Below are 16,038 nucleotides of genomic sequence, written 5' to 3' on the forward strand. Positions count from 1 at the left end.
AATCTATTGTTAATCTATCACGCGCATAGAGATTCGTCAATATAATTTTATTATTTCGTCGATTTTTCTAGTATTTATATGAGTTTTTTGTGTATTTTTCATATTCCAAGGCTGCATTTTTTTATCTTCCCGCAATCATACATTGATTTTTTCACTATGTTGGGCTATAATATACATAGTTTATAAACCGTTTTTTCGAACATTTATATTTCGTGTTTAAACCTTGTAAACCTGTAATAAGAGGATACATAAATTCTGGATTTTTCATTGTATTTTTATTTTTACCTGAGAAATGTGTCAGAATTTTATATATATGTATGACAGCAGTTTCCTTCCCGGAAACTGCTATGGAAGAACAGAGGTGTGTAGTATGACATTAAAAGATATCGCAGATCTGGCCGGTGTCAGTATGATGACCGTCTCCAATGTGATCAACGGCAAAACCAACCGCGTTTCCCAGAAAACCAGAGACAAGGTCAATGCGATCATAGAAGAATACGGATATGTTCCCAACCTGAATGCCCGGAGCTTATCCAATAAAAAATCCCATATCATCGGCATCATCATTTCCCTCGATGAAAAAGATGTGCTCCTGGGAACCAACTATTTTGAGAACCCTTATGTCAGCACCATGGTCGGTGCTATCGAAAAAGAACTGCAGAAGAATGAATATTTCACCATGATCCGCTCTGTATCAAAAAATGCGGATATCATTTCCCTTCTGAAGAACTGGAATGTAGACGGAATCATCATTCTTTATCCTGCTGCCGGAGAATACATGGCAAGGCTGATGGATTCTGCCACCTGCCCCATCGCCACTTTTGACTGTGAACTGGAACACCCCAATCTTATCAATATCACTTCCAATGATGAGAAGGGGCTTTACCTTTCCACAAAATATATGATCAATCACGGTCATTCCGCCATTGCCTTTGTGGCCGATTACAAAAACAACCACGTTCTTACCAGCCGTTTCAATGGCTATAAACGGGCGCTGGAGGAGAACCATATTACTTTTAACCCGGATTACGTTTATGAGTACTCTCCTTCCTATGAGGGCGGTATCCAGGCCGGCCGTGAGATCGCATCCAACAGCTCTCCAGTTACCGCTGCGGTAACTACGGCGGATATCTGTGCTATCGGAATTATGGAGGGTGCCCGCCTGGGCGGCTACCGCATTCCTGTGGATCTTTCTGTGATCGGATATGATAACCTGACACTGTGCCAGTACACCCTTCCCAAGCTGACCTCCGTCTCACAGAACATCCCCCGGAAGGCACTACTTGCCACCAGTCTTCTCCTGGAAAAGATCCGCACTGGCTCTGTCAGCTCCTCCTGCCAGTCTGCCCTGGATGTTGAGATCGTGGACAGGCAGTCGGTGATCTCTTTGTATTAAGTACAGGGATTCTACCTCTTATTTTTTGATGTTGGATCCCTGTTACTGTTCACCGATAATGTTCTGCGAAGTGTTTTTGTGAACTCATCATCTGAACCCCCAAAGGTATCTGTTCATGAACCAGGATCAAATCAAAAAATCCCGGAACTGCTGCAGTGCTTCTGATTGCCAGCACTGGCACAGCTCCGGGATTTCCGTTACAAACCCTCCCGATACACGCTGTTGATCGTAGCCTGGGCGTGCTCCAGCTCTTTTTTCCGGATGATGGCTTCCCTGTCACTTAAGATCGCCAGCATCTCATCGATCACATCCTCCACTCTGGGACTTGTCACCCTGTATAAATACCCCAGCATCCGTGTAGCTGCGTAATCGGTATTCATATGTTTATAGGCGATTTCCCGGCACAGCTCATCGGGATAGCCCTTATCCTGAAGCGCTCTGTAAAGCTCATCTGTTCTTGTATCTGCCATATCCTCCTGAGATTCCTTTCCTGTTTTTATTATAATTTCGCCAAGCGGATATTCGCGATCCGCTTTCGCTGGTTCCAGCCATATTCAGTACAATAAATCGAACATTTATCTTCCACTCTGCTGCATGATCACAAACACAACCGCTTCACGATTTATCATCCTCATCCATGCCAGTTTCTTTACCAGCCTTATATATCCCCCGGATTCCCCGGAGCAAGGTTACGAAAATCCCTGCGATCAGTATCCACACCGGCCACATAGGTGCCGTTCCCAGATTCCCGCTGATTCCGGCATAAAGACATACTCCAATGGATAACAGCTTGATCACAGACATCATTTTTGACGCGATTTCAAAGATATGCTCTCTGTTTTCCTCTGTCACCTCAACTGGATAGTTCCACCACTGTGGAAATCTCTGACAGAACATCAGAAGTGCCAGGATCATCAGCCCCAAAATCGGCTCCAGAAGAAGGCTGCCCTTCTTCCCATACCGGTCTGGGATCCCATGAGCATTAAAATGGATCGGCACCCTCTCCGGCAGATTTCCCCAGGTGGCCACAAGATACATCACATACCCAAGGATCAGCAGAAAGCAGAGCACATCTGTAATATTCCGCAGTTTTTTCTCAGACATTATCCATCCCCCTTTCATTGCAAAATAAACCCGTCTGTAAATTAAATACTCTCTTTCCTGTATTTTACACACAAATTGCCTGCCTGTAAAAGTATTTTACAAAAAAACACCTATTATAATCATATCTGTGCACACTAACAATTGCATATGAAATTTTTATATGATAAACTAGACATGTTGTCCAAAAACATATTTAAGAAAGGGAAAGAAATATGTTAGAAAAACTTTTCAAGCTGTCCGCAAACAAAACGGACGCCAAAACAGAGGTTCTGGCAGGTATCACCACCTTCATGACAATGGCGTATATCCTGGCAGTTAACCCGAACATCCTGTCTGCGACCGGCATGGATTCCGGAGCTGTATTCACAGCTACCGCACTGGCAGCCTTCCTTGGAACGCTGCTGATGGCGATCTTCGCCAACTACCCGTTCGCACTGGCACCAGGAATGGGACTGAACGCATACTTTGCCTATACAGTCGTTATCGGCATGGGATACAGCTGGCAGTATGCACTGACTGCAGTTTTTGCAGAAGGTATCGTATTCATCGTTCTCTCACTTACCAATGTACGTGAAGCGATCTTCAATGCGATCCCTCTGAACCTGAAATCCGCAGTCAGCGTTGGTATCGGTCTTTTCATCGCATTTGTAGGATTACAGAATGCCAATATCGTGATCGGCGGCTCCACTCTGCTGCAGCTTTTCTCTGTAGATGGCTACAACGCAGCCAAGGGTGTGGAGGCTTCCTTCAACAACGTTGGGATCACCGTTATCCTGGCTCTGATCGGTATCATCGTAACCGGAATCCTGGTTGTTAAGAATGTAAAGGGAAACATCCTCTGGGGTATCCTGATCACATGGGGACTTGGAATCATCTGTCAGTTCGCCGGACTTTATGTTCCGAACCCGGAGATCGGCTTCTACAGCCTGCTCCCGGATTTCAGCAACGGACTCTCTATCCCGAGTCTTGCTCCGATCTTTGCGAAGCTGCAGTTTGACGGAGTTTTCTCACTGGATTTCCTTGTCATCCTGTTTGCATTTTTATTTGTAGATCTTTTTGATACTCTTGGAACTCTCGTTGGTGTCTCTTCTAAAGCAGGCATGCTGGATGAAAATGGCAAGCTTCCTAACATCAAGGGCGCACTTCTTGCAGATGCAGTTGCAACAACTGCCGGTGCAGTTCTTGGTACATCCACAACCACTACCTTCGTAGAAAGTGCTTCCGGTGTATCCGAAGGCGGAAGAACCGGACTTACCGCAGTGACAACTGCCATCTTATTTGGCCTGTCCCTGTTCCTGTCTCCGATCTTCCTGGCAATCCCGTCCTTTGCCACAGCTCCGGCTCTGGTGATCGTCGGTCTGTACATGCTCAGCAATGTTATCAGCATTGATTTCAGCGATATGTCCGAGGCGATCCCATGTTATGTATGTATCATCGCAATGCCGTTCTTCTACAGCATTTCCGAAGGTATCTCCATGGGAATTATCACATACGTAGCCATCAACCTGATCACAGGTAAGGCAAAAGAAAAGAAGATCAGCGCTCTGATGTATGTACTGGCAGTGCTGTTTATCCTGAAATATATTTTCCTGTAAAATATGGCAAAAAAATTCCCGGGCGTTTTGTCCCGGGATTTTTTTTATTCCAGCAAAATATTCTTATTTCTTCGGCTGATACCGCATATTCGATACATTATAAACCGTAATAAAAGCCTTCGGGTCCTCCTGGTTTATAAACTTCATCAGCTTCTGATATTCACCTTTATCTACAATGGTTATGATCTCATGGCGTTTTTCCATTTTATAGGCTCCGATGGCTTCATAGATCGTGGCTCCGCTGTGCAGGTCATGAACAATAAACTGCCTCAGCTCCTCTTCCTTCTTCGTGATAATGCAGACGCGCCGTTTGATGTTATGGTCAAAAATAAAATGATCCAGAACAATTCCGTTAAAATACGTTCCCAGAATACTTAAGACTACCGTCTTTTTATCATACACAAGCGCCGCGGAAAGTGCCACGCACATACCGGAAAGGGACATGGCTTTTCCAAGCTCCATGTGGAGATACTTATTCATGATCTTCGCCACGATATCCAGTCCGCCTGAGGATGCATTCCGGTTAAAAAGAATGCTAAGTCCCACACTCACTACCAGAACATAACACAGAACATCCAGTTCCTGGCTGTCTGTCATGGAACCGAAATCTGGAAAAATGATCTCAAACAATCCCAGAAACAACGGCAGCATTACACTGGTATAAACCGTCTTAACTCCAAACTCTCTTCCACAGGTAAAAAATCCAATGATCAGCAATACCACATTCAGGATCATGGTAATCGCCGACAGCTGCAGCGGCACAAAGTTGGAAAGCACGATTCCAAGACCGGAAATACTGCTGACTGATGTATGGCTTGGTACCAGGAAAAAATATACCGCCGCTGCGATGATCGCCACTGCCACGGTCAGGATCACCGTTTCTTTGATGATATCTATATAATTCAGTTTCTTTTTCATGGCATCAGATACTCTTCCCACTCTTTTTCTTTGGCACCGACCAGAATTTTATCCTCTGCTACAAGAATCGGACGTTTCACAAGCATCCCGTCTGTTGCAAGAAGCGCAAGCTGCTCTTCCTCACTCATCTCCGGAAGTTTATCTTTCAGTTTCATCTCTTTATAAATATTTCCACTGGTATTGAAGAAACGCTTCAGCGGAAGACCGCTTTTTTCCCACCAGGCTTTCAGTTCCTCTGCAGTTGGATTGTCCGTCTTGATATCGCGCAACGTATATTCCGCGCCACTCTCATCCAGCCATTTCTGAGCCTTTTTGCAGGTACTGCATTTTGGATAGCATACAAATAACATGTTATGTCCCCCTGTCTTTCAGCAGTAAATATGGAAATCACTACTGTCTGTTTTTTACTTACAGCATGGAATATGGAATTTTTATGGAACTTTTTCCCAGTGCTGTCTGAGGTTTATTTTAACATAGATGTTGATGTTTTTCTATCCTGTTATTCCGCCCAGATCAGCTTCGATTCCTGCTTCATCTCATCCACAATTTTCTCCGCTACATCCAGATCCCCTTTTGCTTCCAGCTCTGTTAATTCCAGGCTCTTCTTTTGGGCTTCCTCGCTCATATAATAAACTTCTTTTACCGTCTCCGGGGTGCTGTCATCCTCCGGTGATAGCTCCTCTGTCTTTTTGGAAAAATCCTGAAGCAGCATGTCATTGCCTTTCAGTTCCAGAGTTCCTGCATAGGGTGCGTCAATGGCGTAGACAAACTCTGTTTTTCCATCTTCTGTGTATTGTACTTTCATTCGGTTGATGAGATTATTGGAAGAATACAGACAGTTGTCTTTTACGTACATTCCGCTGTCTTCCAGAGTCATGTATTTTTCATTGAAATACCAGTGGTTATAACCTGCTGCCGCAACGATGAGTGTCAGGATAACTGCCACGGTTGCTGTCAGAACTCTGCGTACTATCAGCTTTTTCCGGATTTTTTTCAGTGTGGCTGCAGATGATCTCATTTGGTTCTGCTCTTTTCCCTGCTCCTCTTTCATGATTTCCAACATTTTTCTGCATTCCTGACAGGTACCCATATGTTCTTCCACCAGCGCCTTGCTGTCTTCGCTTAAGATCCCATCTATATAAGACGGCATCAGATCCTGTATTACATCACATGTGATCTTCATGTTCCAGCTCCTCTCTGATCTTTACTCTTGCACGATAATAAGTCACCCGCGCCCAGTTTTCACTTTTTCCAAAAAGCATTCCAATCTCACGGAAGTTCAGCTCTCCGAATGTCCGCAGGGAAAAAACTTCTTTATACGGTTCCGAAAGTCCATGCAGAACCTTATGGATCTCCATAGCCTGACTCCGCTGTGCCAGCTTTTCCTCAAAAATTTCTCCGCCATGGCTTTCTGCTGTTTCCGGCTGCTCCTCTCCGGGAAGCTGCTTTTTCTGCTTTTTCAGATGATCGTACAACGTATTCTTTGCGATCTGGCAAAGCCACACCCGCACATCACAGTCTCCGCGGAACTGATCTGCTTTTTTCAGCGCTTTAAAAAACGTCTCCTGGGTCACTTCCTCTGCCAGCGATCCATCACGTGAGACAGAACGGATATACCGATATACAATGTCAAAATATATCCGGTAAAGTTCCTCAATATTCATCGGTTCTTTCTTTTCCTCCCTTCTCACTTATAAGACGCACTGATCTCAAAAACGTTACAGAAAATCTTTCAAAATTTCGTTCGATATTTTTATTCCGGCGTTTCTTTTAGCACAAACGAAATGCCCGGTATAAAAATACCGGGCACAGCATTATCAGAATTTTCTTCTGACCTCCTCTTACATTCTGCTGCATACCTTCACATCGTTCCATGCTTTTCATAATATTTCTTCTTTTCCTCATACATAAGATCATCTGCTCTTCTCAGCATTGTCTCAAGCTCCGAAGAGCTTTCCTCCCAGACAACACCAACAGAAACACTGATCCTTTTGGCAGCAATGCTGTCACAGATATCCCGGACCTTACTCCGAAAAACCTTCTCATCCATGTCAAAACAGATGAGTACAAATTCATCGCCACCTACCCGGTAAGCATTTTCCGGCAGAATTGCAAGCATGGAACGCGCTGTATTTATGATCAGCCTGTCTCCGGCCTCATGTCCGTAAAGATCATTCACCCGTTTCAGACCATTGATATCAATATATGCTACTCCTGTTTTTATCACTGTTTTTGCCTGCATGCCTTCCAGAACCTGAATATACCTGTTCCTGTTATACAAGGTCGTCAGCATATCACGATAACTCATGTACTGCAGACGCGCCTTACGCTCCTTGGCTTTCAGGCTGTCCGTTAAAAAGTACTGTATGGACGACAGCAGCGTATGATCCTCATAATGCAGTCTCGGATTATCTACCCCGAGAAATCCTATGATCTTTCCGTCACTGTTTAAAGGAACGGCCAGCAGCCTGGTAATATCCTGCATCTTCAGAGTCTCATAATACGGCTGTCCCTGCTCCTCTTCAATATCCGGAATATAATACAGGCCATTTTTCCGAAAGCTGTCCATCCAGATATCCAGCATTTCCATGGGAACCTCCTGAAGATTATCCTTCTCAGCAGTCACTCCGTTCATGGCATACTCATAAGTATTTGTACAAATATTCCTCTTTTCATCGATCTGAACAATATAACTGCGATCTCCGTCAAAATACCCGCTGATAATACGCAGCAGATTGGAGATCGCCGCATCTTCATCTTCTCCTGATATCAGCTCAGCAATGCATTTATTCAGTATCGTTGCGATCTCAAGTCTTTCCTTTATCTTGCCCTCTCTGCTTATCAGCTGATACATTTCCTGATTCAGCTCCGTCATCGTCACGATAAACATAATGATCATGGAAATACCAACAGAAAAATCGATCAGCGACATTCCATACCTGAATGCCTGCACAGCTGCCGCCACTGCCGGAAGTACAATGCATGACAGCATAGAGAACAGGAGCTTCCTGCTGACTCTCTTTTTGTACTGGAGCAAAAGTGTAAGATCAATGAACATACCTGCTACCGGAAGAAGAATTGACATAATATATAACGGTGCCCGATGATAATAATTATCCACATCTATGTAATAATACCAGTGAGTAAACTGCGAGATCACCACAAAAACAGCCCCTGCGGCAGCAATAACATATCCGGCTTTTACTCTTTTTAATGTTCTCCGCTCCCTCTTCGAAAACAGATAAACACACACATAAATGTGAAAACACAGCAGGACTACGTCACTTAAAAGGAATACGAGAAAACTCGAAATACGGACCAGCACACTGCCCGGAACTCCGGGATATCCGCTGAAAATATGCGCCATGGCATCCATCAGCAATAACAGGGAAGCAAAACTCTCCATCAGGATAAGATACCGACGCTTTTCCCTGTCATAATTACTGCTCAGAAATATACATAATGCAGCTATGGCACAAAATGCACATCCCCATATAAGTATCGCTACCTGCAGTACTTTTTCATCCGGCATAAAAAACACTCCTCATATTCATCACTTACAATAAGTATTACACTTTACCGTGTAAAAGTCAACCTTTCAAAAAATCCCGGAGTATATTGTCATACTCCAGGATTTTTCCAGTCCTGATAAAATTTTATATTGTCTGTCTCAGATCTCTTTTCCCTTTGTCGCAACGGCATGTACAACAAACGGTACAAACAATGTAATAAACGCCGCATATCCAAGGTATGCATATCCCTTCTTAACAACTGTCATCAGACCGAACTGTGCGATGGCAAATGCCAGGAATGTAAAGATCGCTGTAAAAACTGCATTTCTTCCAAGATGTCCCTGAGATTTTTTCTCCGGGCTGTCCATACGGCGTTCTACTGCGTTTACGCAACGTGTTACGATACCGGAGATCATATTTACTGCTGTGGAAATAGCTCCAAGGATGATCAGCAGAGAAATGATCGGTGTCAGAATTCCGGAACCAACTCCGTTCTGAACCAGTACAAGCATCGGTACAGATGCAGATGCAAGCTCACCAACATAGGCAATTGCAAGAAGTCCCAGAATGGAAAGTTCCATTGCACAGAAGTTGCATACAAACATCCAGATCGCTGCTTTGTTGATCTGTTTTTCATCAGTTACATCTTCCATGTGCTGGTACATAACGGATACAGAAGCCAGCTGGAAGAAAAAGTAAAGGACTGCTGAATAAAGAGCCGGTCCAAAAGCTCCGCTCTCGGAGGAAAGTACGGTCATTTCTCCGGAGGACATGGTATGGATGGAAGCTGTGATATCGCCCCACTGTGCGATGATGTTCGGAACCAGTACGAGCACCAGGCCGATGATGATCAGCACACTTAAGGTAGATGCACATTTTCTTACAACATTGGTACCAAAAAGAGCGATCACAAAAATAAATACTGCAATGATCACGGTGCAGAGCCAGTAAGGAATTCCAAACAGAGTCTGCAGTGTGGAACCGCCTGTTGCAAAAGCAGCTGCAGATGCAGTTCCGATCATGATCAGGTAACAGATCTCATAGAGGTTTGACATAACCGGTTTTGTTTTTCCATAGAGGCTGTCGGAAAAACTTCTGTAATCGTAGGTTTTATGTTTGTAAGCGTAACGCATTCCATACCAGAAAAACAGTGCATATAACCCCTGTGTCACTGCCGGCAGAATCAGGCACCAGATACCATAGTTGATAAAGTACTGATAGATCTGCGCTCCTGACGCGAATCCTCCTCCGAACTGTGTGGTAAATGCGACGAACGCAAGTCCCATGGCCAGAGGCATTTTGCTTTGTAATGATTTGTTCTGACTCATCTCTCTTTCCCCCGTTTTTTATTTATTATATTCGATGACTTTTCCCGGATTCAGGATCAGCTTGTCATCGAAAGCCAGCTTAATGGCTTTATAAAGAGCGATCATTCTCGGGCCTGCAAACTCTTCCAGGAATTCCAGACGTCCGTTTCCAATACCATGCTCACCGGAAAGCTGTCCGCCCAGTTCTTTGGACAGTGCATACAGCTCTACCAGACTTGCGTGAGTGGCTTCTTTCCACTCCTGGTCGCTCATTTCCGGTCCACGGAGCATCTCTGTATGGATGTTACCGTCTCCGCAGTGTCCGCATGGCTCTACTCGGATTCCATGTGCGCTTGCGATCTTTTTGGCTGCTTTTACATACTCTGCGATCCTTGCTCGTGGAACAACCACGTCACACTCTTCCTGTGCCACAGAATCAGCTTTCATTCCCTCCAGGATTCCGCCTCGGACGCTCCATACGGCTCCGGCACGCTCCGGCGTTCCTGCGATACAGCAGTCCAGAGCTCCGTTTGCAAGGGCCGCTTCCGCTGCTGCCTCCACTGCGCTGTCCAGCTCCTGTTTGCTGGAGGCATCGTACATAACGATCAGCACTGCTTCGCCCTGTTTCACCGGGAACATTTTGTTCAGATTCCGTTCTACGATATCGATCAGTTCTCTTTCCAGGAACTCGATGGCTGTGGGTACAAATGGCAGTTCCAGAACTTTCGGAACCATGTCTGCACATTCCTCAAGGCTCTTAAATGGCATTACAAGAGTACAGGTACAGGTCGGTGCAGGAAGAAGTTTCAAAGTTACCTGGGTGAGAATACATAAGGTTCCCTCTGATCCGATCACCAGGTCTTTCACATCATATCCGGTTGTGTTTTTTACAACATTGGATGAAAAGTTCATGATGGATCCGTCCGGCATAACTGCCTCGATGCAGCGTACAAAATCTCTGGTCAGTCCATAACGTACTGCTTTCATACCACCGGCATTTGTGATAACGTTTCCACCGATGGAAGCTGTTTTTTCACCCGGGTCCGGTGGGTAAAAAAGTCCGCCTGCCGCTGCTGCCGCCTGAATATCGATAAGAAGTGCTCCCGGCTCAGCTGTGATGGTCTGGTTCTTTCTGTCAATTGGAAAAATCTTGTTCATTCTCATGACGGATAACATGATTCCGCCATATTTACAGGTGGCTCCACCTGCCAGTCCGGTTCCTGCTCCACGGCATACAACCGGAATATTTTCTTTGTATGCGTAAGCCATGATAGCGGAGATCTCTTCTTTATTCAGAACCTCCACATAGAGTTCCGGAGGAAAAACTCCGTACTCCGGCATTTCATCACGATAATATTCTTTTGCGATCTCATCGCCGACCCATACACGATCTGAAGCGGTCACAGAACGGATGTAGTCGAAATCTTCTGAAGTCATTTTTTTATATGGATAAGCCATGACCTAGTCCTCCTTCCGATTCTTTATCAGTTCTGTCAGCTCCGGCACAACCTGATACAGATCATCTACAATACAGTAATCCGCAACATTAAAGATCTGTGCTTCCGGATCATTGTTGATCGCTACGATACAGTCTGATCCTGTCATACAGGAAGTAAACTGGATGGCTCCGGACACACCACATGTGATGATCAGCTTCGGACGCACCGTTCTTCCGGAAAGTCCGATCTGATGGGCAACATCTCCGAATCCGTTTTCTACCATCGGGCGGGTAAAAGCAAGCTGGCCTCCAAGGGCTTCTGCCAGTTCCCGACACATTTCCACATCTTTTTCGTTCCGGACGCCACGGCCTGCAACAACCAGAACATCCTCTTCCTCAAGGCTCTTTACCTTATCAATAACTTTGGATGAAAGAATTTTGATCCTGGAATCTGCCATCTTTTCATTTACCGGACATACAACTACCTGTCCGTGAGGATCTTTTACCTTTTCTGCCTTATCCATAACTTTATAACGGACAGTGGCAAACTGCGGTCTTGATTTGGTGATTCCGATCTGCGCCATGATGTTTCCACCGAAGGCCGGACGGATCTGGATCATATCAGTATTGGAACGGATATCCAGTGTGGTACAGTCTGCAGTCAGTCCTGTATGGAATCTGGTGGAAAGTCTCGGTGCAAGGGAACGTCCCAGAGCAGTGGCTCCGATCAGAACAGAACTTGGTTTGTTGGCTGCAATACAGTCTGCAACTGCATCCGTGTAACAGTCTGCGCGGAAACCTTCAAAACCTTCGTGCTCATACACATACACATTGTCTACGCCATATGGGAGAAGTTTCTCTGCGTTTTCTTTTGTTCCTGCGCCTCCGACGATCACACAGTTGACCTGATAACCGACTTTGACTGCCATTTTTCTTGCCTCTCCGATCAGCTCAAATGTAACCGGATGGATCTCGCCTCTCTCCTGCTCCACATAAATAAGAAAGTTTTTCCATTTATCCTTGTCAAAGGATTTCGCCTTCTGCTCAAACTGGATTGCTTTTTCCGGGCAGTTACGAACGCAAAGTCCGCACATACGACAGGCATCACCTACAACAATTCCTTTTCCCTCTATGGTAAGGGCTCCAAAAGGACATTTTTCCACGCATACTCCGCAGAGCACGCATTTGTTTATATCAAATTTTAAAAATTCCATGTTCCGCTTCCCCCTATATGATCTTCTTTCCGGTCAGAAGAGCAACAAGCTTGTCTGCTTTTTCCTTTGCAGTTCCTTCCAGATAAACCTGTTTTTCGCTTTCCTCCGGCGCAAACATTTTTTCCACAGAGGTGGGGGAACCGATCAGTCCGTAACGGCTCAGATCCTGATCCGGCATATCTTCAAAGCTTAAGATCCGTACCGGACGGTCTGCAGTTGCTTTCTTTAATAAGTAGGACGGCAGACGTGGCACGCAGGTATCCTTGTCAATAGTCAGCAGACATGGATAGGGGATCTCGGAAACCTGAGAAACACTTACAAGATCCTGACGGACCTGAATGCTTTTTTCATTGACATCCATGATCTCAGCTACCCATGCAGCGTGTGGGATGGTCAGATGTTCCGCAATGGCCGGTCCTACCTGGGCGGTATCGCCGTCGGTAGTCTGTCTTCCACAGATGATCAGATCTGCTCCGCCGATCACCTGGATTCCCTGCGCCAGTGCATAGGAAGTTGCCAGTACATCCGCTCCTGCAAATTTCCGGTCTGAAAGGATCACTCCTTCGTCTGCACCCATAGTGTAGGCATCACGGATCATCTCTTCCGCCTGTGGCGGTCCCATAGTCAGAACGGTTACCGTTCCACCTGTTTTTTCCCGGATTGCAAGGGCTGTTTCCAGCGCAAACAGGTCATATGGATTTGTTCTTGTCTCACCGGACATACGTTTCATGGCACCGGTTTCCGGATCAATATCAACCTTGGAAGTTGCCGGTACCTGTTTCATACATACAACGATTTTCATTTTCTATCTTCTTTCTTATATTTTTACTCTTATTTTTCACTTTAAAGCTTTAAACAACTGTATAAGTATAGCATTAACGTAGCGTAAAGTCGAGTGTTTTTTGGTGTTTTTTGGTGATTTTCACAAAAAAATATATAATTCGAGCAATTTTGTGGGCGGATATAGCTAAAACAGGATGGTACATATAAAAAGGCCTGAATTCCGCCTTCCGTTTGTTTTATGGAAGCTGAAATTCAGACCTTTTTTCTGTTTTATTTTTCTATTATGCATTTTTCGTCAGAAAAGATTCAAATCTCACATAACGATCCATCTCGTCCCCTATTAATCCGATCACTTTTCCCATGGTAAAAGCCGCAAGGATCGTTCCGATCCCAAGTCCGTCCAGATGACCAAGGATAATGCCTGTCATAAGTCCGGTTACTGCAAGACAGGTAACATCGAAGCTGACCTTAATTTTGGAATATTTGAATTTTGTGATATCCGAAAGTTCTCTCGGAAACAGATCGGTTGGGATGATCGGCAGACCACACCGGTTGGAAAGAGCAATTCCAAAACAGATCAGAAGATAACTGATCACAAAATAAAGCACTCTGAATCCCATTGCAGTCGGCAGTATATTGATCTCCGCTTCATAAAGATCCAGCATCTCACTGAATACAAATCCCACAACAAAACTGAATAAATACGGTACCACGAATTTTTTCCGCATGATCATCAGTGATAAGATCAGAAGTCCCTGAAAAATATACGTCCAGGTTCCAAGTGTAACATGTGGAAATACTTCCGAAAAAGCATAGGGCACACTCGATATCGCCGAAATGCCCGACCCGGAATAAAGCATAAGCACTACTCCCAGGCTGTTGATCAGAATCACGATTACCAGAGCCAGTTCTCCTCTGATCACCGGTAATTTTTTGTTACTTTGCAAATGACTGTCCTCCGCTACTCCAGACATTTTAAAAAGCCTCCATTCCTTATTTGCAATATATGATTATTTTTCTCATCTAATTTAAGCCTTTTTCCCGGGAAAGTCAATGAGCTGCGAATAATTGCTTTGCAGTTTCGGTTATCTGGAATAAAAATATTTACTGTCATTTTTTATTTTTTCAACTGAAATTCCATATATACAGGATCGTGGTCTGAATAGGAATAGCCGGTATTTACATTTTCGTATTTTGTACATTCCACATTATCGGAAATGATAAATCCGTCCAGCGTCACGGTATAGGTCTCACCGGGTACATATTCCATATCTGCGTTGCGGGCACTGTTCCAGAGATTGTTTTTTTCATCTTCAGACAGCTGATCCAGGCAGAAGGAAAAATGCTCCGGGAGTTCTGAACGTGGAAATGGGTAAGCCCAGGATTCAGGTTCTGCGGAATCCCCGGAATCTGTTTGGGTATTGTTACTTGCATCGGATGCTTTTGACTGTGTATCCGCAGCCTTTAGATCATGATTGAAATCTCCGCCGCAGATCACATAATTTCCAGCTTCATATTCCTTCTGCATGTCTTCACTGAGCATCCGGATCTGTCCTTCCCGGATGGCATCACTGTTTCCGTAAGCAGACATATGCAGCTCAAAGATTACCAGCTCTTTTCCGTTATCTACCGGCACTCTAGAAATACTGTAACACCTGTCCAGGTCAAAAAATTTCGTAAAAGATGTTGATATAGGAAAACTTCTTCTCAGAGATCCCGTAATCGGATATTTCGAAAACAGGGCAAGTCCGGCTTTGCTTTTTCCATGAGGCTGTGTAAACGGATAAAACAGAAACGCGGAATCATAATTCTGTGCAAATACGCAGTTATAAGCCGGGATGTTTTCCTTCAATATAGAATACTCATTCACATGATAACTTCTGGTAGCATCCAGATCGATCTCCTGGACCAGCGCAAAATCCGGATCTTTGGACGCAACTAACTCACCGGCACCTTTAATCGTTTCCTTTACGCTGTCCTTACTCTTAGCCCAGGAAGATTTTCCACCATCCATGAAGAAACTGAAATCCGGCGTATAAGCTCCGAATCCAATATTATATGTAAGTGCGGAGTAATTTTTCTCTGTTGTCAGCTCATTTCCTGCTTCTGTGTTTTGGGAGATTTCTTCCACCTGAAGCTCCTGATTATCAGGAATCCTGTGATAACTTGCATAAAGATAAATAATATACGCCGCCAGCACAATAACAAGTGCCAGCAAAATAATTCCTGTGATCTTTATGACTTTTTTTGCTTTTGTTTTCATCGTTCACCTGTTTTTCTTTCGTTATGTACTGTTATTTTTATAAAATCAATATAACATACACGGTTCCTGCCGTCCAGTTTCGTATTAATATTCTCTGATAAAACAAAAAGCTGAAAAATCTTGATTTAACAAGACTTTCCAGCTTTCTATCATAGCAGGGGATGAGAGAATCGAACTCCCACCAAAGGTTTTGGAGACCCCTATCATACCATTTGACCAATCCCCTATATACAAGAAAAAGTGGCTGTTGGCCACAAATTCTCTTACATTGTACTCTCAAAACTACATACATGTTTGTTGATGGTTAATCGTTTTGAATCAATTTTAACCTGCGTGCCGATTTGCCTTTTTTTCACGGGCTCGCAGCTAAAGCTGCATCGCCTGTTTTGTAGGCTACTCCAGCGGTGGTCATCTCACGACTCCGTCGTTCGATGTCATTTGCTTCGCAAATGTTCAGTCTGCATCATAAATGGTTCTCCACAAGCAAGCTTGCTCCGCCCCATTTCTG

Annotated in this window: 15 protein-coding genes and 1 tRNA gene; 2 read left to right on the top strand and 14 right to left on the bottom strand. The window is 44.5% G+C overall.

The window, feature by feature from the left end; translation table 11 throughout:
* Positions 1–370: 370 nt before the first annotated feature.
* Positions 371–1,396: a LacI family DNA-binding transcriptional regulator gene (locus tag KQI39_RS09365; protein WP_216417990.1), complete on the top strand. Its 1,026-nt coding sequence runs from the start codon at positions 371–373 to the stop codon at positions 1,394–1,396.
* A 197-nt stretch (positions 1,397–1,593) separates the two neighbouring features.
* On the opposite strand, the gene KQI39_RS09370 is transcribed toward KQI39_RS09365, so the two are convergent.
* On the bottom strand, positions 1,594–1,866 hold the full coding sequence (locus KQI39_RS09370; RefSeq protein WP_216417992.1) for a hypothetical protein: 273 nt from the start codon (positions 1,864–1,866) through the stop codon (positions 1,594–1,596).
* A 145-nt stretch (positions 1,867–2,011) separates the two neighbouring features.
* Positions 2,012–2,500 carry a DUF1648 domain-containing protein gene (locus KQI39_RS09375; protein WP_216417995.1) on the bottom strand — a complete coding sequence of 163 codons (489 nt, stop codon included), beginning with the start codon at positions 2,498–2,500 and terminating at the stop codon, positions 2,012–2,014.
* Between the two features lie 212 nt (positions 2,501–2,712).
* Between KQI39_RS09375 and KQI39_RS09380 the strand changes: the two genes are divergently transcribed.
* The gene (locus KQI39_RS09380; RefSeq protein ID WP_216417997.1) at positions 2,713–4,095 is read left to right on the top strand and encodes an NCS2 family permease; all 1,383 of its coding nucleotides are present in this window, start codon (positions 2,713–2,715) and stop codon (positions 4,093–4,095) included.
* 63 nt (positions 4,096–4,158) lie between these two features.
* Here the strand turns inward: KQI39_RS09380 and KQI39_RS09385 are convergent, their stop codons facing one another.
* The 12 genes from KQI39_RS09385 to KQI39_RS09440 form a co-directional block, all read right to left on the bottom strand.
* Complete coding sequence (locus tag KQI39_RS09385) at positions 4,159–5,013, bottom strand: YitT family protein (protein WP_216418000.1); 855 nt, start codon at positions 5,011–5,013, stop codon at positions 4,159–4,161.
* Entirely contained in the window at positions 5,010–5,363 is a 354-nt protein-coding gene (locus tag KQI39_RS09390) for an arsenate reductase family protein (protein ID WP_148446343.1), read from the bottom strand. Before KQI39_RS09390 ends, KQI39_RS09385 begins: the two co-directional genes overlap by 4 nt.
* A 149-nt stretch (positions 5,364–5,512) precedes the next feature.
* Positions 5,513–6,196: a zf-HC2 domain-containing protein gene (locus tag KQI39_RS09395; protein WP_148446345.1), complete on the bottom strand. Its 684-nt coding sequence runs from the start codon at positions 6,194–6,196 to the stop codon at positions 5,513–5,515.
* A complete protein-coding gene (locus KQI39_RS09400) occupies positions 6,180–6,677 on the bottom strand; it encodes an RNA polymerase sigma factor (RefSeq protein WP_216418001.1) in 498 nt (165 codons plus the stop codon). The genes KQI39_RS09395 and KQI39_RS09400 overlap by 17 nt, the downstream gene beginning before the upstream one ends.
* A gap of 197 nt (positions 6,678–6,874) precedes the next feature.
* Positions 6,875–8,545 (bottom strand): sensor domain-containing diguanylate cyclase, encoded by a 1,671-nt coding sequence (locus tag KQI39_RS09405; RefSeq protein ID WP_216418003.1) that lies wholly within the window; start codon positions 8,543–8,545, stop codon positions 6,875–6,877.
* 138 nt (positions 8,546–8,683) lie between these two features.
* Positions 8,684–9,853 (bottom strand): YkvI family membrane protein, encoded by a 1,170-nt coding sequence (locus KQI39_RS09410; protein ID WP_148446351.1) that lies wholly within the window; start codon positions 9,851–9,853, stop codon positions 8,684–8,686.
* A gap of 18 nt (positions 9,854–9,871) precedes the next feature.
* Entirely contained in the window at positions 9,872–11,290 is a 1,419-nt protein-coding gene (locus tag KQI39_RS09415) for an FAD-binding oxidoreductase (RefSeq protein ID WP_118061710.1), read from the bottom strand.
* 3 nt (positions 11,291–11,293) lie between these two features.
* On the bottom strand, positions 11,294–12,484 hold the full coding sequence (locus KQI39_RS09420; RefSeq protein ID WP_216418004.1) for an electron transfer flavoprotein subunit alpha: 1,191 nt from the start codon (positions 12,482–12,484) through the stop codon (positions 11,294–11,296).
* Positions 12,485–12,497: 13 nt separating this feature from the next.
* The gene (locus KQI39_RS09425) at positions 12,498–13,286 is read right to left on the bottom strand and encodes an electron transfer flavoprotein subunit beta/FixA family protein (protein ID WP_021976223.1); all 789 of its coding nucleotides are present in this window, start codon (positions 13,284–13,286) and stop codon (positions 12,498–12,500) included.
* Between the two features lie 262 nt (positions 13,287–13,548).
* Positions 13,549–14,241, bottom strand: coding sequence for a DUF6198 family protein (locus tag KQI39_RS09430; protein ID WP_173763149.1), 693 nt, complete (start codon positions 14,239–14,241; stop codon positions 13,549–13,551).
* 143 nt (positions 14,242–14,384) lie between these two features.
* Positions 14,385–15,530 carry an endonuclease/exonuclease/phosphatase family protein gene (locus tag KQI39_RS09435; protein ID WP_148446355.1) on the bottom strand — a complete coding sequence of 382 codons (1,146 nt, stop codon included), beginning with the start codon at positions 15,528–15,530 and terminating at the stop codon, positions 14,385–14,387.
* A 155-nt stretch (positions 15,531–15,685) separates the two neighbouring features.
* Positions 15,686–15,756 (bottom strand) — tRNA-Trp (locus KQI39_RS09440).
* Positions 15,757–16,038 lie beyond the last annotated feature (282 nt).

Origin of the sequence: Blautia sp. MSJ-36 (genome assembly GCF_018917985.1) — a bacterium.
Taxonomy (GTDB): domain Bacteria; phylum Bacillota; class Clostridia; order Lachnospirales; family Lachnospiraceae; genus Blautia_A.